Annotated in this window: 25 protein-coding genes, 1 tRNA gene, 1 other RNA gene and 1 pseudogene; 23 read left to right on the top strand and 5 right to left on the bottom strand. The window is 30.0% G+C overall.

The window, feature by feature from the left end:
- Positions 1 to 28: 28 nt before the first annotated feature.
- The 8 genes from B8978_RS04915 (at position 29) to B8978_RS04880 (ending at position 9,369) form a co-directional block, all read left to right on the top strand.
- Positions 29 to 1,006, top strand: a complete 978-nt coding sequence (locus tag B8978_RS04915) for a mannose/fructose/sorbose PTS transporter subunit IIA (protein ID WP_084114310.1) — start codon at positions 29 to 31, stop codon at positions 1,004 to 1,006.
- A gap of 35 nt (positions 1,007 to 1,041) precedes the next feature.
- Positions 1,042 to 1,830 carry a PTS mannose/fructose/sorbose transporter subunit IIC gene (locus B8978_RS04910; RefSeq protein WP_084114308.1) on the top strand — a complete coding sequence of 263 codons (789 nt, stop codon included), beginning with the start codon at positions 1,042 to 1,044 and terminating at the stop codon, positions 1,828 to 1,830.
- A 19-nt stretch (positions 1,831 to 1,849) separates the two neighbouring features.
- Entirely contained in the window at positions 1,850 to 2,761 is a 912-nt protein-coding gene (locus tag B8978_RS04905; RefSeq protein WP_084114306.1) for a PTS system mannose/fructose/sorbose family transporter subunit IID, read from the top strand.
- Between the two features lie 204 nt (positions 2,762 to 2,965).
- Positions 2,966 to 3,340 (top strand): DUF956 family protein, encoded by a 375-nt coding sequence (locus B8978_RS04900; protein WP_084114304.1) that lies wholly within the window; start codon positions 2,966 to 2,968, stop codon positions 3,338 to 3,340.
- A 112-nt stretch (positions 3,341 to 3,452) separates the two neighbouring features.
- Positions 3,453 to 4,712 carry a hypothetical protein gene (locus B8978_RS04895; protein ID WP_084114302.1) on the top strand — a complete coding sequence of 420 codons (1,260 nt, stop codon included), beginning with the start codon at positions 3,453 to 3,455 and terminating at the stop codon, positions 4,710 to 4,712.
- Positions 4,713 to 4,716: 4 nt separating this feature from the next.
- Complete coding sequence (locus B8978_RS04890; protein WP_084114300.1) at positions 4,717 to 5,700, top strand: biotin--[acetyl-CoA-carboxylase] ligase; 984 nt, start codon at positions 4,717 to 4,719, stop codon at positions 5,698 to 5,700.
- A gap of 100 nt (positions 5,701 to 5,800) precedes the next feature.
- Positions 5,801 to 8,083, top strand: coding sequence for an RNA polymerase recycling motor HelD (gene helD / locus B8978_RS04885; protein WP_084114298.1), 2,283 nt, complete (start codon positions 5,801 to 5,803; stop codon positions 8,081 to 8,083).
- 110 nt (positions 8,084 to 8,193) lie between these two features.
- Positions 8,194 to 9,369 carry an FprA family A-type flavoprotein gene (locus B8978_RS04880; protein ID WP_084114296.1) on the top strand — a complete coding sequence of 392 codons (1,176 nt, stop codon included), beginning with the start codon at positions 8,194 to 8,196 and terminating at the stop codon, positions 9,367 to 9,369.
- 96 nt (positions 9,370 to 9,465) lie between these two features.
- On the opposite strand, the gene rocF is transcribed toward B8978_RS04880, so the two are convergent.
- A complete protein-coding gene (gene rocF / locus B8978_RS04875; protein WP_084114294.1) occupies positions 9,466 to 10,362 on the bottom strand; it encodes an arginase in 897 nt (298 codons plus the stop codon).
- A 280-nt stretch (positions 10,363 to 10,642) separates the two neighbouring features.
- Between rocF and B8978_RS04870 the strand changes: the two genes are divergently transcribed.
- The 3 genes from B8978_RS04870 (at position 10,643) to B8978_RS04860 (ending at position 11,483) form a co-directional block, all read left to right on the top strand.
- Positions 10,643 to 11,041 carry a hypothetical protein gene (locus B8978_RS04870; RefSeq protein WP_084114292.1) on the top strand — a complete coding sequence of 133 codons (399 nt, stop codon included), beginning with the start codon at positions 10,643 to 10,645 and terminating at the stop codon, positions 11,039 to 11,041.
- 126 nt (positions 11,042 to 11,167) lie between these two features.
- Positions 11,168 to 11,348, top strand: a non-coding RNA gene (gene ssrS, locus B8978_RS04865) — 6S RNA.
- 60 nt (positions 11,349 to 11,408) lie between these two features.
- Positions 11,409 to 11,483 (top strand) — tRNA-Glu (locus B8978_RS04860).
- Between the two features lie 116 nt (positions 11,484 to 11,599).
- Here B8978_RS04860 and B8978_RS04855 read toward each other — a convergent pair.
- Both B8978_RS04855 and B8978_RS04850 read right to left on the bottom strand, forming a co-directional pair.
- Positions 11,600 to 11,878, bottom strand: a complete 279-nt coding sequence (locus B8978_RS04855) for a barstar family protein (RefSeq protein WP_084114291.1) — start codon at positions 11,876 to 11,878, stop codon at positions 11,600 to 11,602.
- Between the two features lie 18 nt (positions 11,879 to 11,896).
- Complete coding sequence (locus B8978_RS04850) at positions 11,897 to 12,358, bottom strand: ribonuclease (RefSeq protein WP_084114290.1); 462 nt, start codon at positions 12,356 to 12,358, stop codon at positions 11,897 to 11,899.
- A 163-nt stretch (positions 12,359 to 12,521) separates the two neighbouring features.
- On the opposite strand from B8978_RS04850, the gene B8978_RS04845 reads away from it, so the two are divergent.
- The 5 genes and pseudogenes from B8978_RS04845 (at position 12,522) to B8978_RS04830 (ending at position 15,719) form a co-directional block, all read left to right on the top strand.
- Positions 12,522 to 12,860, top strand: a complete 339-nt coding sequence (locus tag B8978_RS04845; RefSeq protein WP_084114288.1) for a hypothetical protein — start codon at positions 12,522 to 12,524, stop codon at positions 12,858 to 12,860.
- A 157-nt stretch (positions 12,861 to 13,017) separates the two neighbouring features.
- Positions 13,018 to 13,782, top strand: a complete 765-nt coding sequence (locus tag B8978_RS04840) for a helix-turn-helix domain-containing protein (RefSeq protein WP_084114286.1) — start codon at positions 13,018 to 13,020, stop codon at positions 13,780 to 13,782.
- Positions 13,779 to 13,904 (top strand): annotated as a pseudogene (locus tag B8978_RS20490) (hypothetical protein); the annotation flags it as partial. The gene B8978_RS04840 and the pseudogene B8978_RS20490, both read left to right, overlap by 4 nt.
- 6 nt (positions 13,905 to 13,910) lie before the next feature.
- On the top strand, positions 13,911 to 14,288 hold the full coding sequence (locus tag B8978_RS04835; RefSeq protein ID WP_242950478.1) for a hypothetical protein: 378 nt from the start codon (positions 13,911 to 13,913) through the stop codon (positions 14,286 to 14,288).
- Between the two features lie 582 nt (positions 14,289 to 14,870).
- On the top strand, positions 14,871 to 15,719 hold the full coding sequence (locus B8978_RS04830) for an ABC transporter ATP-binding protein (RefSeq protein ID WP_084114282.1): 849 nt from the start codon (positions 14,871 to 14,873) through the stop codon (positions 15,717 to 15,719).
- 220 nt (positions 15,720 to 15,939) lie between these two features.
- On the opposite strand, the gene B8978_RS19460 is transcribed toward B8978_RS04830, so the two are convergent.
- Positions 15,940 to 16,287, bottom strand: coding sequence for a hypothetical protein (locus tag B8978_RS19460; RefSeq protein WP_207651868.1), 348 nt, complete (start codon positions 16,285 to 16,287; stop codon positions 15,940 to 15,942).
- Between the two features lie 164 nt (positions 16,288 to 16,451).
- Between B8978_RS19460 and B8978_RS04820 the strand changes: the two genes are divergently transcribed.
- The 6 genes from B8978_RS04820 to cls all read left to right on the top strand — a co-directional run bounded on the left by B8978_RS04820 (position 16,452) and on the right by cls (position 22,722).
- Positions 16,452 to 17,153 (top strand): ABC transporter permease, encoded by a 702-nt coding sequence (locus B8978_RS04820; RefSeq protein ID WP_084114278.1) that lies wholly within the window; start codon positions 16,452 to 16,454, stop codon positions 17,151 to 17,153.
- A 312-nt stretch (positions 17,154 to 17,465) separates the two neighbouring features.
- Positions 17,466 to 17,807: a CidA/LrgA family protein gene (locus B8978_RS04815; protein ID WP_084114276.1), complete on the top strand. Its 342-nt coding sequence runs from the start codon at positions 17,466 to 17,468 to the stop codon at positions 17,805 to 17,807.
- A 5-nt stretch (positions 17,808 to 17,812) separates the two neighbouring features.
- Positions 17,813 to 18,514, top strand: coding sequence for an LrgB family protein (locus B8978_RS04810; protein ID WP_084114274.1), 702 nt, complete (start codon positions 17,813 to 17,815; stop codon positions 18,512 to 18,514).
- 58 nt (positions 18,515 to 18,572) lie between these two features.
- A complete protein-coding gene (locus tag B8978_RS04805; protein WP_084114272.1) occupies positions 18,573 to 19,643 on the top strand; it encodes a CdaR family transcriptional regulator in 1,071 nt (356 codons plus the stop codon).
- A 27-nt stretch (positions 19,644 to 19,670) separates the two neighbouring features.
- On the top strand, positions 19,671 to 21,050 hold the full coding sequence (locus tag B8978_RS04800) for a radical SAM/SPASM domain-containing protein (RefSeq protein ID WP_084114270.1): 1,380 nt from the start codon (positions 19,671 to 19,673) through the stop codon (positions 21,048 to 21,050).
- 208 nt (positions 21,051 to 21,258) lie between these two features.
- Positions 21,259 to 22,722: a cardiolipin synthase gene (gene cls / locus B8978_RS04795; protein ID WP_084114268.1), complete on the top strand. Its 1,464-nt coding sequence runs from the start codon at positions 21,259 to 21,261 to the stop codon at positions 22,720 to 22,722.
- Positions 22,723 to 22,789: 67 nt separating this feature from the next.
- Here cls and B8978_RS04790 read toward each other — a convergent pair whose 3' ends face one another.
- Positions 22,790 to 22,948 carry an aspartyl-phosphate phosphatase Spo0E family protein gene (locus B8978_RS04790; RefSeq protein WP_084114266.1) on the bottom strand — a complete coding sequence of 53 codons (159 nt, stop codon included), beginning with the start codon at positions 22,946 to 22,948 and terminating at the stop codon, positions 22,790 to 22,792.
- A gap of 483 nt (positions 22,949 to 23,431) precedes the next feature.
- Between B8978_RS04790 and glpX the strand changes: the two genes are divergently transcribed.
- The gene (gene glpX, locus B8978_RS04785; RefSeq protein ID WP_084114264.1) at positions 23,432 to 24,406 is read left to right on the top strand and encodes a class II fructose-bisphosphatase; all 975 of its coding nucleotides are present in this window, start codon (positions 23,432 to 23,434) and stop codon (positions 24,404 to 24,406) included.
- Positions 24,407 to 24,413 lie beyond the last annotated feature (7 nt).

Below are 24,413 nucleotides of genomic sequence, written 5' to 3'. Positions count from 1 at the left end.
TAACAAATAAAAAATAGGAGGTATAAAGATGGTAGGAATTATTCTTGCTAGTCACGGAGAATTTGCTAAAGGCATATTGCAATCTGGTACAATGATTTTCGGAGAACAAGAAAACGTAAAAGCTGTTACGTTGATGCCTAGTGAAGCTCCTGATGATGTTAAAGCAAAAATGAAAGATGCAATTGCGTCCTTTGACAACCAAGATGAGGTTTTATTCTTAGTTGATCTTTGGGGTGGTACACCATTCAACCAAGCAAGCAGTCTATTTGAAGAACACAAAGATAAGTGGGCAATTGTAGCTGGTATGAATCTTCCAATGGTAATTGAAGCCTATGGTTCACGTCTTTCAATGGAATCCGCACAGGAAATTGCGGCTAATATCTTAAAAACAGCTAGAGAAGGAGTTAAAGTTAAACCAGAAGAATTAGAACCAGCAGATACTGGTAAGGCTTCTGTAGCTTCTGCAGGACAATCTAATGCAGGTGCACCAGGTTTAATGAAATATGTTTTAGCTCGTATTGATTCTCGTTTACTTCATGGTCAAGTAGCGACTGCTTGGACAAAAACTATGCAGCCTACAAGAATTATTGTAGTGTCAGATGCAGTAGCTAAAGATGATCTTCGTAAAAAGTTGATTCAACAAGCTGCCCCTCCTGGTGTTAAAGCTCATGTTGTTCCGATTAATCAAATGATTAAACTTGCAAAAGATGATCAGCATTTTGGTGGTCAACGTGCATTGCTTCTTTTTGAAAATCCACAAGATGTACTTAGAGCAGTAGAAGGTGGTGTGCCTTTGAAGACAATCAATGTTGGTTCTATGGCTCATTCTCAAGGTAAAGTTCAACCAAACAAAGTGCTTGCTTTTAATCAAGCAGATATTGATACCTTCAATAAGCTTAAAAAAGCTGGACTTGATTTTGATGTTCGTAAGGTTCCAGGTGATTCAAACGGAAATATGGACGAAATTTTAAAGAGGGCACAAGAGGAATTAAATAAATTAAAATAATCTAGCTATTTAAATAAAAAGGAGGATTAATAATCATGAATCTAAATATTATTCAAATGATATTAGTCGTATTCGTAGCATTTCTAGCTGGTATGGAAGGTGTTATGGATGAATTCGAATTCCATCAACCAGTAGTTGCTTGTACGTTAATCGGCTTAGTTACAGGTAATTTAGTACCATGCCTGATCCTAGGCGGTACTCTTCAAATGATTGCCTTAGGTTGGGCAAATATCGGTGCTGCCGTAGCAGCTGTTGCATCTGCAATCATTTTAGTTCTTGGTGGTCAAGGTAAAGCAGGGGTTTCTTCAGCTATAGCTATTGCAGTTCCACTAGCAGTTGCAGGACTATTATTAGCAATTATTACTCGTACAATCGCTACAGCTATTATACATTTTATGGATGCTGCTGCTGAAGAAGGAAATCTGGGGAAAATTGAGATGTGGCATGTCATTGCTATTATTTTGCAGGGCTTACGTATTGCAATCCCAGCAGTATTGATATTAGCAATTGGTGCTGGCCCTATTCGTTCATTACTTCAAGCTATGCCTACTTGGTTAACAGATGGTTTAGCAATAGGTGGTGGAATGGTTGTTGCTGTTGGTTATGCAATGGTAATAAACATGATGGCTACAAGAGAAGTATGGCCATTCTTTGCAATCGGATTTGTATTAGCAACTGTTTCACAAATTACACTTATCGGACTAGGTGCAATCGGAGTATGTTTAGCTCTTATTTACTTAACGCTTAGCAAACAAGGCGGCTCAGGTAATGGTGGTGGCTCAAATACCGGTGATCCATTGGGCGATATTATCGATAGATACTAAGAAAGGAGAGGACACGAAAATGGCAAATGAATTAAAATTATCAAAAAAAGATCGTATTTCTGTTTGGTGGCGTTCAACTTTCATCCAAGGTTCTTGGAATTATGAAAGAACACAAAGTGGTGGTTGGGCTTTCACATTAATTCCAGCAATTAAAAAATTATATAAGACTAAGGAAGAACGTGTAGCTGCAATGAAACGTCACTTAGAGTTCTTTAACACTCATCCATATCTAGCTTCGCCAATAATTGGTGTAACATTAGCCCTAGAAGAAGAACGTGCAAACGGTGCGCCAATTGATGACGTAACTATTCAAGGTGTTAAGGTTGGTATGATGGGACCTTTAGCAGGTATTGGAGATCCAGTTTTCTGGTTTACAGTTAGACCAATTTTAGGAGCTTTAGCTGCTTCTCTTGCAATTAGTGGTAACATTCTTGGACCAATAATATTCTTTGTTGCTTGGAATATTATCCGTATGGGCTTCATGTGGTATACACAAGAATTTGGATACAAAGCAGGCTCTCATATTACTGATGATTTAACAGGTGGAATACTACAAGACGTTACAAAAGGAGCATCCATCCTTGGTATGTTTATTTTGGGATCACTAGTTAATAGATGGGTATCAGTTAAATTTGCACCAGTAGTATCTTCAGTTCAGTTAAGTAAAGGTGCCTTCATTGATTGGAGTAAACTTCCAGCTGGAACAAATGGAGTTAAACAGGCTCTAATGCAACAAGCAGGTGGGTTATCATTAACTGATCATAAGATTACAACACTTCAAAACAACTTGGATTCATTAATTCCTGGACTTGCAGGATTATTAATAACATTTATTTGTATGTGGCTACTTAAGAAGAAAGTATCACCAATTGTTATAATCCTTGGATTATTCGCAATAGGTATCGTATTCCACTTAATCGGCTTAATGTAATATTTTTAACTTAGCCTAGGCTTTTTAGTCTAGGCTTTTGTTAAAATATAAAATAGTTAAAATGGTAATTAAACATTGTAGATATCCAAGAAAATTCAAATTAAAATCTTAAAACATCATCAGCTTGATAGAAACGAATAAAAAATATATAATAAATATATAATAAAAACAAATGTGTGTATAAGTAGAAAAGAGGTAAATCATATGGTTCAATCACTCAATAAAAATGTGGATTTAGTAATTGATGGAACAGCCTTTACAGGTCTTTCTGAGTATGGAAAAATCATGATTGGCGATAAAGGCTTTGAGTTTTATAATTCTCGTAATACTAATAAATATATTCAAATTCCTTGGGAAGAAGTTGACTGTGTCATTGCCTCCGTATTATTAAAAGGAAAGTGGATTCCACGATATGCGATAAAAACAAAGAAAAATGGTACCTATACGTTTTCCTCTAAAGAAGCAAAAAAAGTACTTCGTTGCGTTCGAAAGTATGTTGATCCAAATAAGATGGTTTCTTCATTAAGCTTTTTTGATGTTGCAAAGCGAGTGGTGAAATCTGCATTTAAGAGAGGCTGAAAAATTTACCATGTGTATAAATTAGGCCAAAAATATGGAGATAGTGCGTTTCCTCGTGTAAAGGAAGCGCTATTTTTATTGATTTAGGTAATATACGAAGAGGAGGGATTTTATGAAGCTTTTAGTAGATAAATTAAAAAAATATTACTATTATATAGTTATTATATTTGGAATAATATTAAGTGCTTTATGGGTAATATTTATTAAGACTACACCAATATCCGACTTTAATTATTATAACCAGCTAGCAAATGATATATCAAAGGGTGGTTTCTTAGGAGATACAAGACAGGCAATTGGGTATCCAATAACTTTAGGAATTGTTTATTTTATATTTGGGACAGGAATAATTAAAGCAAAAATATTTAACATTGTTTTAACACTTATATCCTATATCTTGTTTTATAAAATATTAAAAAAGATAAAAATAAGAGAAGATGTCAGAAAGATAACTTTTTTATTATTTGTGTTGTTTCCTAATAATATATTTTATAACAGCATTTTAGCTAAGGAAATATTAATGACAACAGCGTTACTCTTAGTAACACATTTATATTTAAGTAAGTTTAAATATAGATATATATTTATTGGAATTATAACTGGTTATATTACAATTATACACGCGTCATTTTTAGAATATGTGTTTGGAATATTTTTAGTGGATTTAATTTGCAGTAGAAAAATAAAGAAAACTGTTATATCTAGTTTAATAGTGCTCGTTTTTGCACTTTTAACAATATCTCCACTTATATATAGAAACTCAAAATTAATGAATCAATTGACATATGTTTCAACAAATAGTGGAGTGGTGCTTTACATAAATAACAATTCTAAAAATAATACTGGTGGATGGATGTCTTCAAGTGATGTGGAGAATTCTGTAGTAAAAACTAGTGCGTATAAAAATGGTAATAGAGCTGTTAGATGTAAAATATTTAAGGCTGCAGCTATGAAATGGATAAAAACACATCCTAAAAGGTTTGTGGAGCTAGGTTTTATGAGACTTAAAAATACATATTTTGCGGCAGAAGATACCTTTTGGACTTTTCCAGGTTCTGGTTTCACATACGGACAAAAAAATTTATTACAAGAGTGTGTTAAATTAATAAGAAAATTGATTTTTATACCGGCACTTTTTTATATTCTTATATTAAGTGTAATGAAAATTATAGATATATTTAAAAAGAAAAATAATGAGAATAATATAAATTATAAATTTGAACTGTATCTTTTGATGTTGTTTTATATGTTCAGCATAACTCAATTTATAACAGAAGGACAAAGCAGATATTTTTTCCCATTGATATTCGTTATGGTGTTTTTCTTTGTTCAGTTTGTAAGTAGAATTTTTTATATATTTAGTAGGAGGTAAAATTTTGAAAAGTGATATGCTAAAATTATTAAAAAAAAATAAAGATGAATATGTATCTGGAAGTAATATTGGAGAAAGTTTTGGGGTAACTAGAACTGCCATTTGGAAGTATATAAATAAGCTTAAGGAAGAAGGCTATGAAATAGAATCTGTGCCAAAACTTGGGTATAAACTCCTTAAATGTCCGGATATTCTGACTTATGAAGAAATTAAAGATCAACTAGAAACAGAAACTATTGGAAGGAATGTTGTTCATTTTGACACTGTAGGTTCCACAAACGAGAAAGCGAAAAGCCTAGCTTTAGCAGCAAAACATGGAACGGTAGTAATAAGTGAAGAACAGACAGGTGGAAAAGGAAGGCTCGGAAGAAATTTCGTATCACCAAAAAATAAAGGAATTTGGATGTCGATTATTTTAAAACCAGATGTTGAACCAATGAAAGTTTCACTAATAACTCAAATTGGAGCAGCTGCAGTTAATAATGCACTTTTAAATATGGGAATTGAAAGCCTCATAAAATGGCCAAATGACATAATAATAAATAATAAAAAAGTATGTGGAATATTAACTGAGATGAGCTGTGAACTTACAATGGTTAATTATGTAGTGCTTGGAATTGGTATTAATGTAAACGTGGATAGTGAAGATTTTGGAGAAGATGTAAGCAAGGTAGCAACTTCGCTTAAATTAGAGACAAAGAGGGCAGTTGATAGGAAAAAGCTTACGGGGTACATCTTGAATAATTTTGAAAGATTATATGAAAATTATGTTGAGAAAGACGATATTACAGAATCTATTTCAATTTGTAAAAATAAATCTATTTTGATTGGAAAAGAAATAAGAGTAATAAAAAAAGGTGAAGCAAAAAAAGCAAATGCACTTGATATTAAAACAAATGGAAGTTTGGTAGTGCAATATGAGAGTGGAGAAATTGAAGAACTTATATCTGGAGAGGTATCCATAAGAGGAAAAGAAAATTATGTTTAAGGCACATTAAATAAACAGTGCAACTATTGAATAAATTAATCGGTAGATATATAATATTAAGTTGCATATACAAAATTTTCTTACGAAATGAGGTGCTGAAATGGCAATAGAAAAAAGTGATTTTCAATTTGAAAAAAAGAGACTTAAGGACACTAAAACTTGGATACAAAAAGAAATACATTTAGCTGATGAAAACGATAATGAACTTAAGAAAAAAATTGCTGAGTTAAAGAAAGAATCTAGGGGGAGATATAGTGAAGAACTAGAAACATCCCAAAAATTATATGAGATAACTCACAAAAATTTAGAAAAATACATAGAAGCAGAAGATCAACCTTATTTTGCAAGAATTGATTTTAAAGAAAAAAGAAAAGATAATGAAAGTTTTTATATAGGAAAATTCGGTCTTGGAGATAGCAAAACTGGAGATGAAATTGTAATAGATTGGAGAGCTCCAATTGCAGACCTTTATTATAGTAAAACACAAGGTGAAACATCTTATGAAATTCCAGATGGATTTATTGATGGAGAATTAACTTTAAAACGTAAATTTTTAATAAGAGATGGTGTACTAACTGATGCGTTTGATGAAGGAATAAATGAGATAATATTAAAATCTGGTGATAATGAAAATTCACTTACAGATGAGTTCCTTAAAATAAATCTTGAAGAAAGTGTAAGTAGCAAACTTAAAGATGTTGTTGCAACTATTCAAAAAGAACAAAATGATATAATAAGGGCAGGAAAAAATTTACCACTTATAGTGCAAGGATCAGCAGGTTCTGGAAAAACTACAATAGCATTACATAGATTAGCGTATCTTTTATATAAATATAACAAAACTTTAAGTGGAAAAGATATTTTAGTTATTGCTCCAAACAAATTGTTTTTAGATTACATATCAATGGTTTTACCAAGTCTTGGTATTGATAAGGTTATGCAGCTTACATTTGAGGAGCTTGCAGTAAAAACTCTTCAAATTAAAGGAAAGGTCTTAACTAAAGACAAAAAACTTTCCGCTGTAATTGAATCAAAGGAAAAGCAAAATTATTTGACAGAGAGCAGCAGACTTAAAGGGTCACTTCTTTACAAAACAATTTTAGACAGATACATAAGATATATTGAAATTCAAGATGCTGAAACTGAGGATATTAAAGTTGACGGCATTACTATTTTTAAAGCAGCTGAAATAAAAAGATTATTTATAAAAGATATGGCACATTTACCTTTAGACAAAAGAAAAGATGAAATAAAGAGGTATTTTAAAATAAAAATTAAAGAGAGATTGCCAGAACTTATTGAGAAGATGTCTTTTAATTATGAATATATTATAGCAAGAATTAAAAAAACTGTAGAAGACAGTCCAGATAGAAGAAAAAAAATAATAGAAATATATGATGAGAGAGATGCTAAGAAGAAACAAATCATTAAGCTTTCCAAAGAAGGTATAGAGGAATATTTCGAAAAATGGAAACATTCAGATACAAAGGCGTTATTACACAAAATGCTTAAGGATGAGGAAATTTTAGAAAAAGTCGCAGAAAAGTCAGTACCTAAAAACCTTTGGGAATATGTAATAAACGAATTTGAAAGCAATAATGAAAAAGGAATTATTGACAGTGATGATTTAACTACAATTATGTACTTAAAGTTTAAAATTGAGGGAGTTCCAGAAGGTTTCACTTTTAGACATATAGTTATAGATGAAGCGCAGGATTACAGCGCATTTCAATATGCAGTTATAAAAAATATGGCATTAAATGATTCATTTACAATCGTAGGTGATACTGGTCAGGGCATTTATTACTATAAGGGAATAAACAGCTGGGAGAAGCTCATAAAGGATGTATTTAATGATTCTGCAAATTATGTTCAGCTAACTCAAAGTTATCGTTCTACTGTGGAAATAATTGATTTTGCCAATAAAGTGTTATCTAAGCAGGAGAATTGTTTAGAACCTGCAAAACCTGTTTTAAGACATGGAAAAGAACCAGAGATTATTCAATTTAAAGGAAATAAAGAGTTTGCAAAAACATTGGACGACATTGTTAAAATGTGTGAGGAAAGTGGAAAACAAAACGTTGCAGTTATAGGAAGAACTTATGAGGAATGCAAGTATATAAATACATTTCTAAAGAAACATAGTAGTTATAAATGGGACATTATAAAAGATACAGATAAAAATGTAAAATTAGAAAAAATAATAATTCCTTCATATATGACCAAAGGCCTTGAATTTGATTGCAGTGTAATTTACAATTGTAACGAAAAAAATTACGGAGAAAATGAACTTGACAAGAAAATATTATATGTTGCACTTACAAGAGCGTTGCATCTTGAATATGTATGTTTTGAAGATAAAATTTCGCCGTTGATAATATAATTTGAGGTATTGGACTTTATGATAGCTGTAACAAACTTGTGAACATGCTCAATTGAAAAAAATTTTCAGTGTGATAGAATAAGTATGAAATGTTTTAGGAGGTTGGTTAGATGAGTAGCGAGAAAATTAAGGAAAATATTTATTGGGTTGGAGTAAAAGATGAAAATTTGAGAGTTTTCGATATAATAATGGAAACTAAAAAGGGAAGTACATATAACTCTTATCTAATAGATGATGAAAAAGTAGCAGTAATTGATACCGTAAAAAATGGATTTTATGATGAATTTTTAGGAAACATAAAAGAAGTTATAGGTGAAAGAAAAGTTGACTATATAATAGTTCAACATACAGAACTAGACCATAGTGGTTCTTTAATTAAATTAATAAAAACGTATCCAGAGGCAACAGTTATTGCATCAAAGGCAGCAATTACTTATGCAAAGGAAATTGTAAATAAAGACTTTAAAAATCAAGATGCTATAGCGCTTGGAACACTTGATCTTGGAAAAACAAAACTTAACTTTATATCAGCACCAAATTTACATTGGCCAGATACTATGTTTACATATGCTGAAGGTGCAAAAACATTGTTTACTTGTGATGTAATGGGGTGTCATTATTGCCCTGAAAATTCTATAGCGGACATATGTGCAGGTGATTATCTAACTGAAATGAAATATTACTTTGATGTTATAATGTCCCCATTTAAGAGATTTGTTAATATGGGATTAGATAAAATTGAGGGATTAAAGCTAGATATAGTAGCACCAAGTCATGGACCACTACACATAAATGATGTTGACAAATATATTAAACTTTACAGAGAGTGGGCTAAGGTAAAAACAAGTGAAAAAAACGTACAAATATTTTATATAAGCGCCTATAGAAATACAGAAGCTATGGCAAACTATCTTGCTGAGGTTATCAATAAAAAAGGTGTTAAAGCAGAGGTACATGAAATAACCGAAATAGATCCAGAAGAGGCTAATAGTCTTGTAGAAGCTGCAAGCGGATTATTAATAGGGTCTCCTACAATAAACCAAGATGCTGTAAAACCTTCTTGGGATTTACTTTCACATGTTTCAGCTATAACAAATAGAGGAAAGGCAGCTGGTGCCTTTGGATCGTTTGGTTGGAGCGGTGAAGGAGTGCCAATGCTTACAGAAAGACTTAAAAGTCTTAAATTTAAAGTAGTACCAGAAGGTTTAAAATTTAAATTTGTACCAGCAGAAAAAGAATACAAAGCTGCAGACGAGTTTGTAGAGAAATTTATGGAATTATTATAAATAGTAAAAATTGATAAATAGTTTACGAAAGCATCTTCAAAAAAGAGGATGATAAAAGACCTTCTGGTTATGCCAGAAGGTCTTTTAATATTAGGATTACATATACTTAAATGTCCAATTAACCAAATCTAAAACCAATCTAGTTGTAGTATCACCTTTATCAAGAAGAGTGTTAAATTCAACTAAATCCATGGATTTAATCATATTTGTCTCAAATAGATATTTTATTAGATATTTAGCATCGTCAACATTCATTCCATCGGAAACAGGAGTACCTGTACCAGGCACAAATGAAGGATCAAGACAATCAATATCAAAGCTAAGATGAACTGCATCCACATTACTATATAATAGTTTGTTGTAGATTTCATCTAATATTGGTTTGATACCTTTCTCAGCTACATCCTTAGTAGAATATACATTTAGTTTTTTTTCATTAGTAAGAGCCTGCTCACCTTTATCAAGGGATCTTGCACCTATAATAAATACATTTTCAGGCTTAACTTTTATGCCAGCATAAAATATATCAGTAAGATCTTTTGATCCTATGCCCATTGAAGCTGCTAGAGGCATTCCGTGAACATTTCCTGTGTCAGAGGTTTTATCCGTATTTATATCTCCATGAGCATCTACCCATATTACAGCAAGGTTTTTATAGTATTTACTTGCACCTGCAATACTACCCATGCCAAGAGAATGATCTCCTCCAACTATAAATGGAAAACAGTTTGATTTAAGTGAAGTGTAAACTTGCTGAGCTAAATTATTATTTACTTCAACAATTGGTGCTAAATATTTCATGTCAGCATTTGTTAAGTATTTATTTTCAGCAGCAACTTTTGGTACATATAAATTGCCTAAATCATATATTTTATGATGGTTACTTTCTATAACATTAATTATATTGTTCTCTCTCAATTTGTCTGGGCCGAGGTCCACACCTTTTTTATCAGATCCATAAAACAATGGAACGCCTATTAAATTAACATCCATTTCTCATACCTCCAAAAGTAAACGTATTGTTTGACTACTGTTTGATTATATAGCAATTAGAAAAAATATAAAGACTTAAAAAAATATACAGAACATTTGCAAAATTACCATAATAAATAAACATGCATATAAAAAAATATAATTATTTATAAAATAGCCTTATATGTGTTATCATAGTTAAGGAATAAGCTTTTGATATTAAATTTAACCAAAAAAGCTTATAAATATTAAAAAAGTTTTTCTGTAAGTAATTAGGTAATATAAGGAGGTTTGTATTTAAATGGAAAAAACAACTGTAATAGAGTATTTAAAATCAAATGACTTTGAGGATGTAGAAGAAATTAAATATAAGGATGAAAGTTTAATTGTAAGATTTTATTATGATTTTGATGATTCTGAAATTGAAGCAGCATCAGCTTATGCTAATGACGAATGTGAAGAGGAATCAGAAGGCGAAATCTGGTATAATAAATTTTTCATACCTTATTTAAATGATATAGTAGTTGATAATGTTGGTGAAATAATTGAAAATTGTTCTGAGGAATTTGATTTAGAGGCACAATTCATAACTTACGACATTGATGAAGAACAAATTGAATATGCAGAAATTATAGCTGAATTTGCTAATAGAGGTCAAGAAATAGACGTAGAAAAAGCAGTTGACGATTTAAAAATATAAAAATAAAAGTAAATGGTAGCATTTGTTAGAAACATAGAGTATATTGGATATAAAACCATGCAATGGCTTAAAATAAAATAATTTAAGTTTGAAACTAACTTTAAAAATGTTATAATAATACACGTACCAATCCTGAGGTGTTCGTAAGGCTTATATGTTCAACCGACATATAAATTTAGGGATTTTCAATAACAATTATAGATGTCAAGCTTCCAACTTAGGCGAAGTAGGCAGAAGGAATTTGAGAGAAACCCACCTGCTAAGATGCGGGTGTGACTTTTAAGTACAGCGGCACAATGGGAATAATATTGATATGATATTAATTAATGTATGACATGGAGTTTTTCATGTCATACAGTTATGATATGGCCTCATGGTCAAGCGGTTAAGACATCGCCCTCTCAAGGCGGAATCACGGGTTCGATTCCCGTTGGGGCTACCATATAGGAAAATAAGCAAGTTTACAGAGAATGTAGACTTGCTTATTTTTATAAACTTTACGTCAATTACAAATGGTAAGACTATACTTCATTAAGGATTAGTTTCAAGATTTAGAACTCATTCATTTAAAATAAATGTAAATTTATCCTTATGATATTTGCAAGCATTTCTAAAAAGCTTTACTACAGAATAAGAATAATCACCTAAGTTTTCTTTACTCTTGTTAAAATCATTCCAAACGATCTTAACTGGAAGTTTAACATCGGTAGTAATACAATCCCATAATGCATCTAAATTAGCACCATAATAATCTGGCAAATCCAAGCATTTTTTTAGTATCATATGAAGTTCTGTTCTAGTTTTAAATTCGGCACCATTCAATTCAATAATATTCATAAATAATCACCTTGTTCACTAATAGTATTGCGTAAATGTATTGTAATGATCTGAAGTACCATAAATTAATCCATCATTAGAATAAACTAATCTATCAGCACCCCTATGTCCACCATTATAGTTTATGTCACATTCATGCCAAACACGTCCAGGGGCGGATGGAAGTACACCTTCACTATTTGTAAATATATCTCCTCCTATGCTGCAGCCTGGTGCATAATCCCATAAATTAAAACCAGGTTCCCAGCCTAATTCTTCAGCTTGTTCTTTGGTTATATAGTTGCTAGGTAGTTTATTGTACTCATGAATGTAATTTGCTACCCCTTGGAAGTCATTAATAATGGTAACGGTACTAGCAGTATTTTTGGTAGACGCCATAGTAAAAGCATTAGTGTGCATAGGTAAAAAGTTTATGGCAGTAGCTACAAGGAAGAATAAAGACATTATTAGCAAAGAAAACTTAGTTTTGATTTTTTTCATAATAATACCACCTCTTTCGATATAAGTATATAATTTGGAATAAAAGCTTGTATTAAAAAAGTAATAATTTCTAGTTAAAATTAATTTACTTGCTAGCACATTTGTAATTTATATATAAAATGTTATAATATAACATAAAGCTATTATTTTAGGAGGGAATTTCATGAAAAAAGTAATTGGAATAATTAGTATTGTTTTATTTGTATTTGTTGTCTTTCAATCACATGCTGTGGAAGTAAGAAATGCAAAAGATATAAGTTGGTTGGCTGGATTTTTATTAGCATTATGTATGCTTATAGCTGGAATAGTGTCAATTATGTCAAATAGAAGTAAAGGTATGACTATAGCAGCTACTGTTTTTTATGTGATAGGAGGAATAATTGGACTAGTTAATGCAGGACATTTTAAAGACTTGCCAATATGGTCAATGTTAACTTTAATATTTGCAGTGTTGTTTATATTTCATATAGTTGGGTGCAAGGATTACTATAATAGAATTTAAGGTGAATAGTTAAAAAAGTAACTGAAGGTAAGCCTTTTTAAATAGCACATAAGACTATCATAAAATAAAAAACATTATCACACTTAAAAATGTTGCTTTTATTTCAGGATAGTTGTATATTATACATATATAGAATATTGTGGTAAAAGGTGAGGGAATGAATTTTTTAACTATGGGTGAAAAGGTTAAGAAACTAAGAGAACAATTAGATTTAAAACAGGAAAATTTGAAAACGGAAAAGGTTAGTAGAGGACTTATAAGTATGATTGAAACAGGTAAGAAAGACATAAGTTATGCTACAGCCATTAAATTAGCGGAAAAATTTAAACAAAAAGCTAATGAACTTAATGTTATTTTGAATGTAGATGCTGATTATCTAATGCGTTCTCCCAATGAAGATGCTGAGCTTTATTGTTTAGGCCAATTAAAAAACGACGAGATAAATCAAAATACAATTGACGAGATTTTGCAGTTATCAGAAAAGTACGATTTACTTAGAGTTAGAGCTAAAACATATTTTAAAATTGGACAAATTAATGAGGAAAAGAAAGATTATGATAATGCTTGTGTGAATTATCATAACGCTATAAAAATATATAAAACTATAGGTAAGAATGAAGAGTTGGCACAGATTTATCTTAGAATGGGTTCATGCAAAGGAAAGAATGCTCAACATGATACAGCGATAGTTTATTTCAATTTAAGTCAATATTATGCTTTTGTTTATGACAATCCAGAAGTTCAAAAGATGTCTTTATATAACTTAGCTAATGCTTATAAATATTTGAATAAGATAGATTTAGCCTTAGAAACCGTTGAAAAATATTTGGCAATTAGTGATAAATCACATGCGTTTTATATTTATGGACATGGTATTAAAGCGGGTTGTTATGAAGCAAAAAAAATTATGATAAGGCAATAGAAACTTACAAAGAATTACTTTCGGAGATTACAGATGACAAAAATGTATTTTTAGGTTATGCATATGTTAATTTAGGTAGAGCATATGCTGCTAAAAATAATTTTAAAGAAAGTATGAAATATTTTGAAATGTCTGAAAAGTTTAGAATTGAGGTAGATAGAGCAAATTTAGGATCTACACTTATAGAAAAATCAGAGGTCCTATTAAAACAAAATTTGATTGATGATGTTATAGAAAAATTAGAACTAGGATTAAAGTATTCAGATGAGTATAAAAACTTAGAATATTTATTAAAAGGAAATCTTCTATTAGCCGATGTATACGATAAAATAGATGATAATAAAAAGTTAGAAAAGGTTTATCTTAAAATTACAGAGATATTAAAAACCACTGAAAATAAATGCGAACTGAAGTATATTTATAATAAACTAGCACTTATGTATTTAAAGCAAGCTAAGGAAAATCTATGTGAAAAATATTTATTATTAGCAATAAATTTAATTTAAGAGAGGGGATTTTTTTATGAAAAATATAAAAGCTCATGTCTTTCAGCTTGATCAAGAGATGCCATATGGAATGATTAAATCTACCAATACAATCCATATAAATGTAGATATGCTAAATAGTTAAATACGTTACTAAGTTTTCACATTAATAAAGATAGTTTATGTTCAAATGACTTATTCAGTTAATATAACAGATAATAATATAAGAAAATAAGCAAGTTTACAGAGTGTGTAGACTTGCTTATTTTTGATCTATGGACTTTAGTTTGACAAACATGCAAATTTAAAATACAAGCTTGGAAATAGACATTTTTGTGAGCAGAAAAAATGCAAAAAAATTTTTATGGAAATTAATATATTTATTGATTAGAAAATAGATATCTTGAATGTAATAATTTTAATGACATGTTGAACAATATACAATTATATAAATAAATATAAATTTTACTATCATTATCCTTTTAAGTATAATGATAAAATATATCCCATTAATTAAAATCATATTAAAAAATTGGATGAAACCAAAAATAATTTTTATTACTTGGTATTAATTTGTTTTTGATATTAAAATGGAGGCTAATTATGGAAAACGTAATTTTTATGAAGGAAATAAGAAAAGTTTTCAAAGATAAAGTAGTTTTAAATAACATTACTTTTAATGTGAGGAAAAATGAAATATTTGGTCTATTAGGTCCTAGTGGTTCTGGAAAAACCACCACAATAAAAATATTAACATCTCAAATTATGCCTACCTCTGGTAAGGCATCTATTCTTAATAATGATGTTTATTCATTTGATAGAAGTATATTAAGTAGAGTTGGTATTTTAAGTGACAATAGTGGTGTCTATGAAAGGCTTACAGTTTGGGACAACTTGAAACTTTTTGCTGATATATGTGGTGCAGATAAAAAATCTATAGAAGATATTTTGGAGAGAGTTGGGTTAGGTAATGATAAAAGAACGACTGTTAAAAAACTTTCTAAAGGAATGAAACAAAGATTAATTTTAGCTCGGTCTATAATAAATAAACCTGAATTATTGTTTTTAGATGAACCAACCTCATCACTGGACCCTTTCATTTCAAACGAAATACATAATCTTTTGAAAGAGATAAATTCAGAAGGAACAACAATATTTCTAACAACGCACGACATGGTAGAAGCAGACAAACTGTGTGATTGTATTGCATTTTTAAACAATGGAACCATTGTGGAAGTTGATTCCCCCGAAAATTTAAAATTAAAATATGCAAAACCAGTTATTCAAGTTAAACTAAAATGTCAGGATAATAAGATATTTTTGAGTAAAAATGCAGAAAATGCTGAGAAGATAAGATTATGGATTGCAACAGATGAACTTGAGTCTATACATTCTTATGAGCCAAGCATTGAAGAAATATTTCTTAAAGTCACAGGGAGGAAATTGAAGTGAGGTCATCAATTAGGCATATAAAAGCTATATTTATTAAAGAGATTAATGATTATTATAAAAACCCATTCACTTTAATTGTACTTAGTGCTTCTTTAATAGTGTTTTTTATAATTTTTTTAATTCATAGATTTAAGCATGGTAGTAGCAGCTTAAGTTATTTTAATATTGCTTTAGCATTAGACTATAATATTTCATTTTCATGTACTCTTTTTCCTCCTTTCTATATCGTAGAAGAAAAAGAAAAAAGAACACTGGATAGTTTAATACTTTCTGGAATAAGCTCTCTAGAATCTCTTCTTGGTAAAAATTTACCAACAGTACTAATAACAATGTTAACAAGTACCTGTATGTTACTACTAGCTAAAGTTAATTTTAGATATCTTCCCTCATTGTGCATATTGATTTTTATAGTAATTATTAGTGAAGTGATTTTAATGTCCCTTATAGGAATTATATCTAAGAATTCTATACAATCTTTAATGTATTCTCTCCCATTTGTTTTGATTTTACTGTTAGCGCCTATGCTTTCGCTTATGAAAACTTTTAACAACATTAATAATCTTATCAATGTCTCAATTATGAATTTTATGATAAAAAATATTTTAAATGGGAAAGGACTTCTTTATTCTGGATACAGCTTATTAATAGTTTTTATATGGTTAATTATACCTTCCTTACTATTCATTTTAATTTATAAAACAAAAAAATTATATTAGAGCTGGTGGTGTTAAAATGCGTTTCACTAAAAAAACAGTCAAAGCCTTAATTATTAAAGAATTAAAAGATTATTATAGAAATCCTATCGTATTAATAATATTATTTCTACCGACTTTTTTCACTATATTTTATTCTAATATATTTAATGATCCCAGTCTTAAAATTAACATATGCATTAATTCTGGAATTATATTTTCTGGATTGTTTTTGCCACCATATCTTATTACTGAAGAAAAAGATAACAGAACTCTGGATGCCCTTATATTATTTTCGGTACATTCCTATGAATTTTTAGTAGGTAAACTTTTACATTGCCTATTTTTCTCTCTATTATCTAACATGCTTTCGCTATTTGCATTTAAATTAAAATTTACAACCTTTTTGCAAATTGCAATTCTAATGTTTATTTCTTTAGTTGGAATTATTTTAATTGGCACACTAATAGGTCTTATGTGTAGAAATCAACCTGAAGCTATGATTTGTTCTATTATAATAATATCTCTTTTATATATGATTCCAATTGTAGAAAATATAAATGTGGTAACATCAAAAATATTATTACTGTTAGGAATATCCAATATGGATTTAGTAATCAAAAATATTATCAATGGTAAAGGATTATTTTATTCGGGTTTCAGTTTATTAGTGATGGTGGTTTGGGTTATAGTTCCTGTTTTCATTTTTTCACATATTTATGGATCAAAGAAATTAGAATGATTTTTAATTACATATTTTATATAAAATATTGTCTAAATATGAAAAAAACATTATTATAATATATGTAATATAGCTTACATAATATTATAATATGAAAAAATTTGTATACAATATATAGTAAATAGGCACAAATAAAAATATTGTATACGATTTCTACAGCATTTTTTGTTCAGATGCACAAAAAAATAAAAAAAACGTAAATCAGTTGACTAATGAATATAGTTGAAAATTGGTTTAAAATTATATTTATGAATTCGACATTGATGCAAATGAACAAAGATGCGTGTATTAAGAAGAAAGGAGGAAACGTTCATGAAGCTCATAAGACAATTTGCAATTGTTCTTATATTTTGTTTTTTGGGAGAATTGCTTAGTAGATCTTTACACTTAACAATTCCCGGCAATGTTATCGGGATGATACTACTAGTAGTTTTTTTATGTACTGGAATTATAAAACTTGAAGCTGTAGAAACAGTAAGTGATTTTTTATTGGAACACTTGCCTTTCTTCTTTGTTCCTGCTGGTGTTGGACTCATTACGAGCGCAAGCACAATAAAAAATTGTTGGCCTTATTTAATTATTATAGTCATTATATCTACTATTGTGGCAATGGTCATCACAGGAATAACTGTTCAATTATTTAAGAGGAGCTGAACAACTTGAAAGAATTAATATCTATGCCATTATTTTCGATAATGATTTCTCTAGTAGCCTTTGAAATTGGATGTATTATAAACAGAAAAACTAAATTGGCTATTTTGAATCCACTTTTAATAAGTATAGCCTTATTAATTATATTTTTAAAATGTTTTAACGTTAGTGTTAAAGAATATAATGATGGTGGTCAATTTATAACTTTTCTTCTTTCACCTGCAACTGTAGTTCTTGCAGTACCACTTTATAAAAAGATAAAACTGTTAAAGGCATATGCACTACCCATAGTCGCAGGAATTTCCTTTGGAACTATTGGTGGCATGATAACCATAGTACTATTATGCAATTTATTCGGAATATCAAAAAAATTAGGTTTATCTATGATTCCAAAATCTATTACTACACCAATTGGAATGGCAGTTTCACAGCAAATTGGTGGAATTCAATCTGTAACGGTGGCAGCAATAATAATAACGGGTATATTTGGGGCAATAATTGGACCAGTAGTCTTTAAAGTCTTTAGAATAGAGGATAAAGTAGCGAAAGGAATAGCATTAGGATGTTCATCGCATGCTATCGGTACATCAAAGGCAATTGAACTAGGTGAAATTGAAGGTGGTATGAGTAGCCTTTCTATAGGGTTAACTGGACTAATAACTGTTATTATAGCACCAATAATTGCAAAAATTTTTCAAAGCTTAATATAAATAGTTGAATTTAGAGAGGTTTTAATATATTTATATTTTTACAAAGAGGAGAGACATTATGGTGAATTTGTCAAAACAGCTAGCACAAAAAATTGTGGATAAGATGATGGGTGTCATCCCCTACAATGTTATTATTACTGATGAGCAGGGTGTCATCATAGGTAGTGGAGACAAGGAAAGAATGTATAAGGTACATTCAGGTGCTCAAAAAGCACTAAAACTTGGCAAGATGATAGAAGTTTATGACGATGCCTCTTCTCTAGCTGTAAAAAAGGGAGTTAACTCTCCTATTTTTTCCGAAGGAAACATAGTTGGAGTCATAGGAATAGCAGGTAACCCAAAGGTGGTAAAGGAATTTAGTCAGCTTGTGAGTGTTACTGCTGAACTTTTGATTAACCAAGAACATTCGCTAAATCAGCGTAAAATAAAGGAAGAACAGATAGAAAAATTTTTGTATGAACTTTCTTATAAAACAGAAGAATACTCAGAAGCTTTTCTTGAAAGGGGTTTATCTCTTGGAATAGATCTTAATATTTCATACATTCCAGTAGTTATAGGTTTTAATGAGCTATCGTCTAAAAAGGTAGAGAATGCATTTAAACACTTTCTAGAGAAAGATGAATATATATTATTGTTAAATACAAATACAATAGTTGTATTTATGAATTCTGATAGACCTACTATTAAAAGAATAAAAAGATGTCTGGATTTGGAACTTTACAATGGTATTGATATTGGTTTAGGGCTACAAGAGCATATAATTTCAAACTCTGTGAAACAGGCTATTACAGCGTTAAATATAGGGAAAAAATTAGAAAGTAGTAAAAACATTTTTTTATATAAAGACTTGCGCTTCATTTCTATGCTTGCAAAATTTAAAGATGACTATAAATTTAACAACGTTATTGAGAAGCTTAAGGAGGAAGGAAAACAGGCGGATCTGTTGGAGACATTAGCAGCTTATGTTTACAATAATGGGGAAGTCAATTCTACTTCTGAAAAGCTACATATACATAGGAATACATTAAACTATAGATTTGAAAAGATTCAAGATATTACTGGGAAAAATCCAAGAAATGTAATTGAACTTTTTGAACTTTTTACAGCGTATGTGGTTTCCATGTTATGATTTATACACTTTATGGAGGAATGAAAGATGAACGTAGTAGAAAAAGTTAAAAACCGTACAAAAGAAATGTTTGTAAAAAAGATCGTTGAATTACTAGAAAAAGATCCCGAAAAGAATGTTGAAAGAATTTTTGACATGATAAAACATACCATTACTGAACCAGAAGACATGAAACAAATTGATGCCGTATATGATTTATATACTAACAATGAAGCTGTTAATACACTTATACAAGACATAGTAAAGACAACTGATAAACATTGTTTAGAGAAATTTTTTGTGAATTTCTTTGCTAATGCAGTTTGGTTTGGCGGAGAAAAAAGAGCTAAATATTTAAAAGAGCAGGATACAATGATTCCTTTTACAATTTTAATAAGTCCATCCATGAGATGTACATTAAAATGTTCAGGTTGTTATGCTGCTAGATATAGTAAAAAAGATGATATTCCAATCGAGGAGCTTGATAGAATAATAGGTGAAGCTAGAGATCTTGGAGTATATTATATAATTATCCTTGGAGGAGAACCTTTCATAAATGACTATATGTTAGATATTTATGAAAAGTATAATGATGTTATGTTCTCACCATTTACAAATGGTCAACTTATAACATCAGAAATAGCAGATAGATTAAAGAAACTTGGCAATGTTATTCCTATGTTTTCATTAGAAGGTTTTGAAAAAGAAACAGATGCTAGAAGAGGAAAAGGCGTATTTAAAAAAGTTATGTCATCCATGGATTTACTTAGAGAAAGAGGAATGTTATTTGGAGTTTCATCTGCAACTTCAACAGCAAATATGGACACAGTAACTTCAGATGAATTTATTGATATGCTAGTAAAAAAAGGAGCTAAAATAGGTTGGTATTTCATATACATGCCAATTGGTGAATCACCAGATGTAAGTATGATGCTTACACCAAGTCAAAGGTTAACGCTTGGAGAAAGAGTAAGAAAAATAAGAGTTACAAAGCCATATTTTGCAGCTGATTTCTTCAATGATGCACCTTACGTTGGTGGTTGTATTGCAGGAAAATACTATTGCCATATAAATTCAAAAGAAGAAGTTGAACCTTGTATATTTGCACATTTTTCAACTTATAATGTTAAGGACAAACCCATTTTAGATGCATTTAAGACAGAGTTTTTTAAAGTGCTTAGAAAAAGCCAACCTTACAATAAAAACATGCTTATGCCATGTATGATGATTGATAATACAAAGGTTGTAAGAAAAATAGTTGAAAAAGTTGGTGCTCATGTGACAGATCCAAGTGCAGAAAAGATGCTAAAAGATCCAGAATTTATGGGACAACTTGATAAATTAGCAAATGATTTTGCTCCAGAAGCTGAAAAAGCCTGGAAAGAAGTTTTCAATGAAAAAGGGAATATTAAGATGTCAAAGGGTTAGAATATAGATATAAAGTGGATTTTTTTAAATCCACTTTTTTATGTAAAAATAGGTGTACAGCTCTAAACAGTGCTTTCTATATAAAAATTAACACTTTTATTGTAAAAAAGTGTTATAATTCATTTAAGACATATTAAAAAATAGCCTAGTATATTTTGATTTATATGCCAAAGAAGTTGTTACAATATTCGTATTAGGAGGATACTTAATGAACATACTCTTTTTTTTACATGCATTTGAATTCATAATGATTATTAATTTATTATTTATCATAACAGCAATATATGTAGAAAGAAAAAACACAGTGGAAATAAGCACGTGGATATTAATATTCACGTTTTTACCCATACTCGGATTTATATTATATTTATTTTTTGGTAGAAGTATGCGATTTGGCAAGCAAAAGGTATTTAAGGGAAAAAAAGAAATTGATGAAAAGTATAGTGAATTTTTATTTGAGCAAAAATATTTGCTGCAAAATAACAAAGTAATTTTTAGAGATGCAAACAATGCAAATTATTATGACATTATGGAGATGCATATTAATGCAAGCAAAAGTATATTAACGCAAGACAATGACATTACTATCTTTACCAATGGAAAGGATAAATATGAGTCGCTTATTAAGGATATAGAAGAGGCTACTGAATCCATAAACATATTATACTTTATAATTAAAAATGATAATATAGGTAAAAGAATAGTTGGTTTACTAACAAAGAAAGCTAAAGAAGGACTTGATGTAAGGATAATCTATGATCATTTTGGAAGCTTCCTTACGCCTTTTAGTATGTATGAAGATTTAATAAAAGCTGGGGGAATAGTTAATAGATTCTTTCCTTTAAAATTAGGCACGTACCTTAGAGCTAATTTTAGAAACCATCGCAAAATTGTAGTTATTGATGGTAAAATTGGGTATTTAGGTGGAATGAACATTGGTGATGAATATATGGATCTCGGTGAAAAAAAAACTCATTGGAGAGATACTCATCTTAGAATAACGGGTTCAGCGGTTCAAGTTTTACAAGTGAAATTTATAAATGATTGGTATTATTGTTCAAATGAAAAAAATATTAATGAAGAAAAAATGAGGAAAAAGTTATTTCCTAAAATAGAGCAATCAGGTGAAATTGCAGTTCAAATTGTAAGTAGTGGACCTGACGCTAATGGAGAGCAGATTAAAAGAGGAATTATAAAGATGATAAATTGCGCAAAAGAATCTGTATTTATTCAAACTCCTTATTTTATACCGGATCAATCATTTCTTGAAGCTCTTCAAATTGCATCAATGTCAGGAAAAGATGTAAGGGTTATGATACCAGGAATACCTGATAAAAAAATGGTTTACCGGGTTACTTTTTCATACATTCAAGCTTTAATGGATTATGGAATTAAGGTTTATTTATATCCAGGTTTTTTACATTCCAAAATGGTTGTTATAGATGGTCAAGTTTCAACAATAGGAACAACAAATATGGATATAAGGAGTTTTAGATTAGATTTTGAAGTTAATGCATTTATATATGATAGAAAGTTTTCATCAAAATGCGCAGACATTTTTAAAATTGATATGAATAAAAGTAAGCTTGTAACAATGGAATGGTATAAGTCTAGAAGTACATGGATTAAATTTCAAGAAGGGTTCTTTAGGCTATTTGGAGCATTAATGTAATTATAAAAAAATAGGGGGCTACATTAAGAAATCTTTTAAAGTTTCTTAATGTAGCTAATTTAAATTTTTAGCTTAATAATTCGTGATACTTATTTAAAAGCTTGTCCAATTTTTGACTACAAAAAACCACATTACTATCAGTAAGGCTTTTATTATTAGTAAGCTTATATAATATAGTTCTAGCTTTGTCAATCTCTAGGTTTAAAATTTTGAGTTCTGGGTTCATAGTAATCCTCTCCTCTATACTAAAATAACTACTATTTTGTTGTAAATTCATTTTAACAAAATAGTAATAAGGTGTAAAATGTTTTCCGTAGTCATAAAAAATTATAAAATTACAAATAATGCCAAGATATGAGTAAGTATATACAAAAATAGCAAAATACAAATTATGTAAAATAAAGAAGCCTGTTGAAAAAAGCTATATGGAATAATATGTAAATGAAGAAACATGTCATATTATGGAAAAAATTAATTATAAATTATATTATTTTTTATAAATTAAATTTTTTTATGATAGTAAGAAAATTAAATATTATTTATTCAACACCATAATTAAATATGATATAATATTTGTGGAAATTAGTTATTTGTATAGCACATATATACTTTATGTATTATATATAAGACATATTTAAAAAATAACTAGTTAGAGTACTAGTTTATTTTGGATTGTATGCCTAATTTAAATTCTAGGAGGAATTTCTTAATGTTAAATATGGATATAAGTATGGCTCTTGTAAGAGTTACAGAAGCGGCTGCAATACAATCAGCCAATCTTATGGGTAGAGGCGACAAAATGGCAGCAGATCAGGCTGCAGTTGATGGAATGGAAAAGGCTTTTGGATTGATGCCAGTTAGAGGAACAGTTGTAATAGGTGAAGGAGAGCTTGATGAGGCACCTATGTTATATATAGGTCAAAAAGTTGGAATTGGTGAAGATAATATGCCTGAAATGGATATAGCAGTTGATCCACTTGATGGTACAATTTTAATAGCAAAAGGTCTGCCTAATGCAATTGCAGTTGTAGCAATGGGACCTAAGGGGAGCCTTCTACATGCACCAGATATGTATATGAAAAAGATAGTTGTAGGACCAGGAGCAAAAGGTGCTATTGATATTAAAAAATCCCCAAAAGAAAATATGATAAATGTAGCAAAAGCATTAAATAAAGATATTACTGAACTTACTATAATAGTACAAGAAAGAGAAAGACACGATTACATTGTAGATGCAGCAAGAGAAGTTGGAGCAAGAGTTAAACTATTTGGCGAAGGTGACGTAGCAGCAGCACTTGCATGTGGATTTGAAGAAACTGGTGTAGATATGCTTATGGGAATTGGCGGTGCGCCAGAAGGTGTAATAGCAGCAGCAGCTATAAAATGTATGGGCGGAGAAATGCAAGCTCAACTTGTAGCTCACAGTGAAGAAGAAATTGAAAGATGCAAAAAAATGGGCATAGATGATATACATAAGATATTTGGTATAGATGATCTTGCAAAATCGGATGATGTGTTTTTCGCAGCCACAGGAATAACGGAATGTGACCTTCTTAAAGGCGTTATTTATTCTAAAAATGAAGTGGCTACAACACATTCAGTTGTAATGAGCTCAAAAACTGGAACAATAAGATTTGTTGAAGCAATACATGACTTGAATAAAAGCAAAATAGTGGTAGAATAATATTAGG

Source organism: Clostridium acidisoli DSM 12555, from assembly GCF_900176305.1.
Taxonomy (GTDB): Bacteria; Bacillota; Clostridia; order Clostridiales; family Clostridiaceae; genus Clostridium_I; species Clostridium_I acidisoli.
The sequence above is the reverse complement of the archived record's forward strand: the minus strand, read 5'-3'. Positions and strand labels throughout refer to the sequence as shown.

Excerpts from the sequence above, each read along its gene's own strand:
- B8978_RS04915 (WP_084114310.1), top strand. The coding sequence starts at position 29 with ATGGTAGGAATTATTCTTGCTAGTCACGGAGAATTTGCTAAAGGCATA.
- B8978_RS04910 (WP_084114308.1), top strand. The coding sequence starts at position 1,042 with ATGAATCTAAATATTATTCAAATGATATTAGTCGTATTCGTAGCATTT.
- B8978_RS04905 (WP_084114306.1), top strand. The coding sequence starts at position 1,850 with ATGGCAAATGAATTAAAATTATCAAAAAAAGATCGTATTTCTGTTTGG.
- B8978_RS04900 (WP_084114304.1), top strand. The coding sequence starts at position 2,966 with ATGGTTCAATCACTCAATAAAAATGTGGATTTAGTAATTGATGGAACA.
- B8978_RS04895 (WP_084114302.1), top strand. The coding sequence starts at position 3,453 with ATGAAGCTTTTAGTAGATAAATTAAAAAAATATTACTATTATATAGTT.
- helD (WP_084114298.1), top strand. The coding sequence starts at position 5,801 with ATGGCAATAGAAAAAAGTGATTTTCAATTTGAAAAAAAGAGACTTAAG.
- B8978_RS04880 (WP_084114296.1), top strand. The coding sequence starts at position 8,194 with ATGAGTAGCGAGAAAATTAAGGAAAATATTTATTGGGTTGGAGTAAAA.
- rocF (WP_084114294.1), bottom strand. The coding sequence starts at position 10,362 with ATGGATGTTAATTTAATAGGCGTTCCATTGTTTTATGGATCTGATAAA.
- B8978_RS04870 (WP_084114292.1), top strand. The coding sequence starts at position 10,643 with ATGGAAAAAACAACTGTAATAGAGTATTTAAAATCAAATGACTTTGAG.
- B8978_RS04855 (WP_084114291.1), bottom strand. The coding sequence starts at position 11,878 with ATGAATATTATTGAATTGAATGGTGCCGAATTTAAAACTAGAACAGAA.
- B8978_RS04850 (WP_084114290.1), bottom strand. The coding sequence starts at position 12,358 with ATGAAAAAAATCAAAACTAAGTTTTCTTTGCTAATAATGTCTTTATTC.
- B8978_RS04845 (WP_084114288.1), top strand. The coding sequence starts at position 12,522 with ATGAAAAAAGTAATTGGAATAATTAGTATTGTTTTATTTGTATTTGTT.
- B8978_RS04840 (WP_084114286.1), top strand. The coding sequence starts at position 13,018 with ATGAATTTTTTAACTATGGGTGAAAAGGTTAAGAAACTAAGAGAACAA.
- B8978_RS04835 (WP_242950478.1), top strand. The coding sequence starts at position 13,911 with ATGTCTGAAAAGTTTAGAATTGAGGTAGATAGAGCAAATTTAGGATCT.
- B8978_RS04830 (WP_084114282.1), top strand. The coding sequence starts at position 14,871 with ATGGAAAACGTAATTTTTATGAAGGAAATAAGAAAAGTTTTCAAAGAT.
- B8978_RS04820 (WP_084114278.1), top strand. The coding sequence starts at position 16,452 with ATGCGTTTCACTAAAAAAACAGTCAAAGCCTTAATTATTAAAGAATTA.
- B8978_RS04815 (WP_084114276.1), top strand. The coding sequence starts at position 17,466 with ATGAAGCTCATAAGACAATTTGCAATTGTTCTTATATTTTGTTTTTTG.
- B8978_RS04805 (WP_084114272.1), top strand. The coding sequence starts at position 18,573 with ATGGTGAATTTGTCAAAACAGCTAGCACAAAAAATTGTGGATAAGATG.
- B8978_RS04800 (WP_084114270.1), top strand. The coding sequence starts at position 19,671 with ATGAACGTAGTAGAAAAAGTTAAAAACCGTACAAAAGAAATGTTTGTA.
- cls (WP_084114268.1), top strand. The coding sequence starts at position 21,259 with ATGAACATACTCTTTTTTTTACATGCATTTGAATTCATAATGATTATT.
- B8978_RS04790 (WP_084114266.1), bottom strand. The coding sequence starts at position 22,948 with ATGAACCCAGAACTCAAAATTTTAAACCTAGAGATTGACAAAGCTAGA.
- glpX (WP_084114264.1), top strand. The coding sequence starts at position 23,432 with ATGTTAAATATGGATATAAGTATGGCTCTTGTAAGAGTTACAGAAGCG.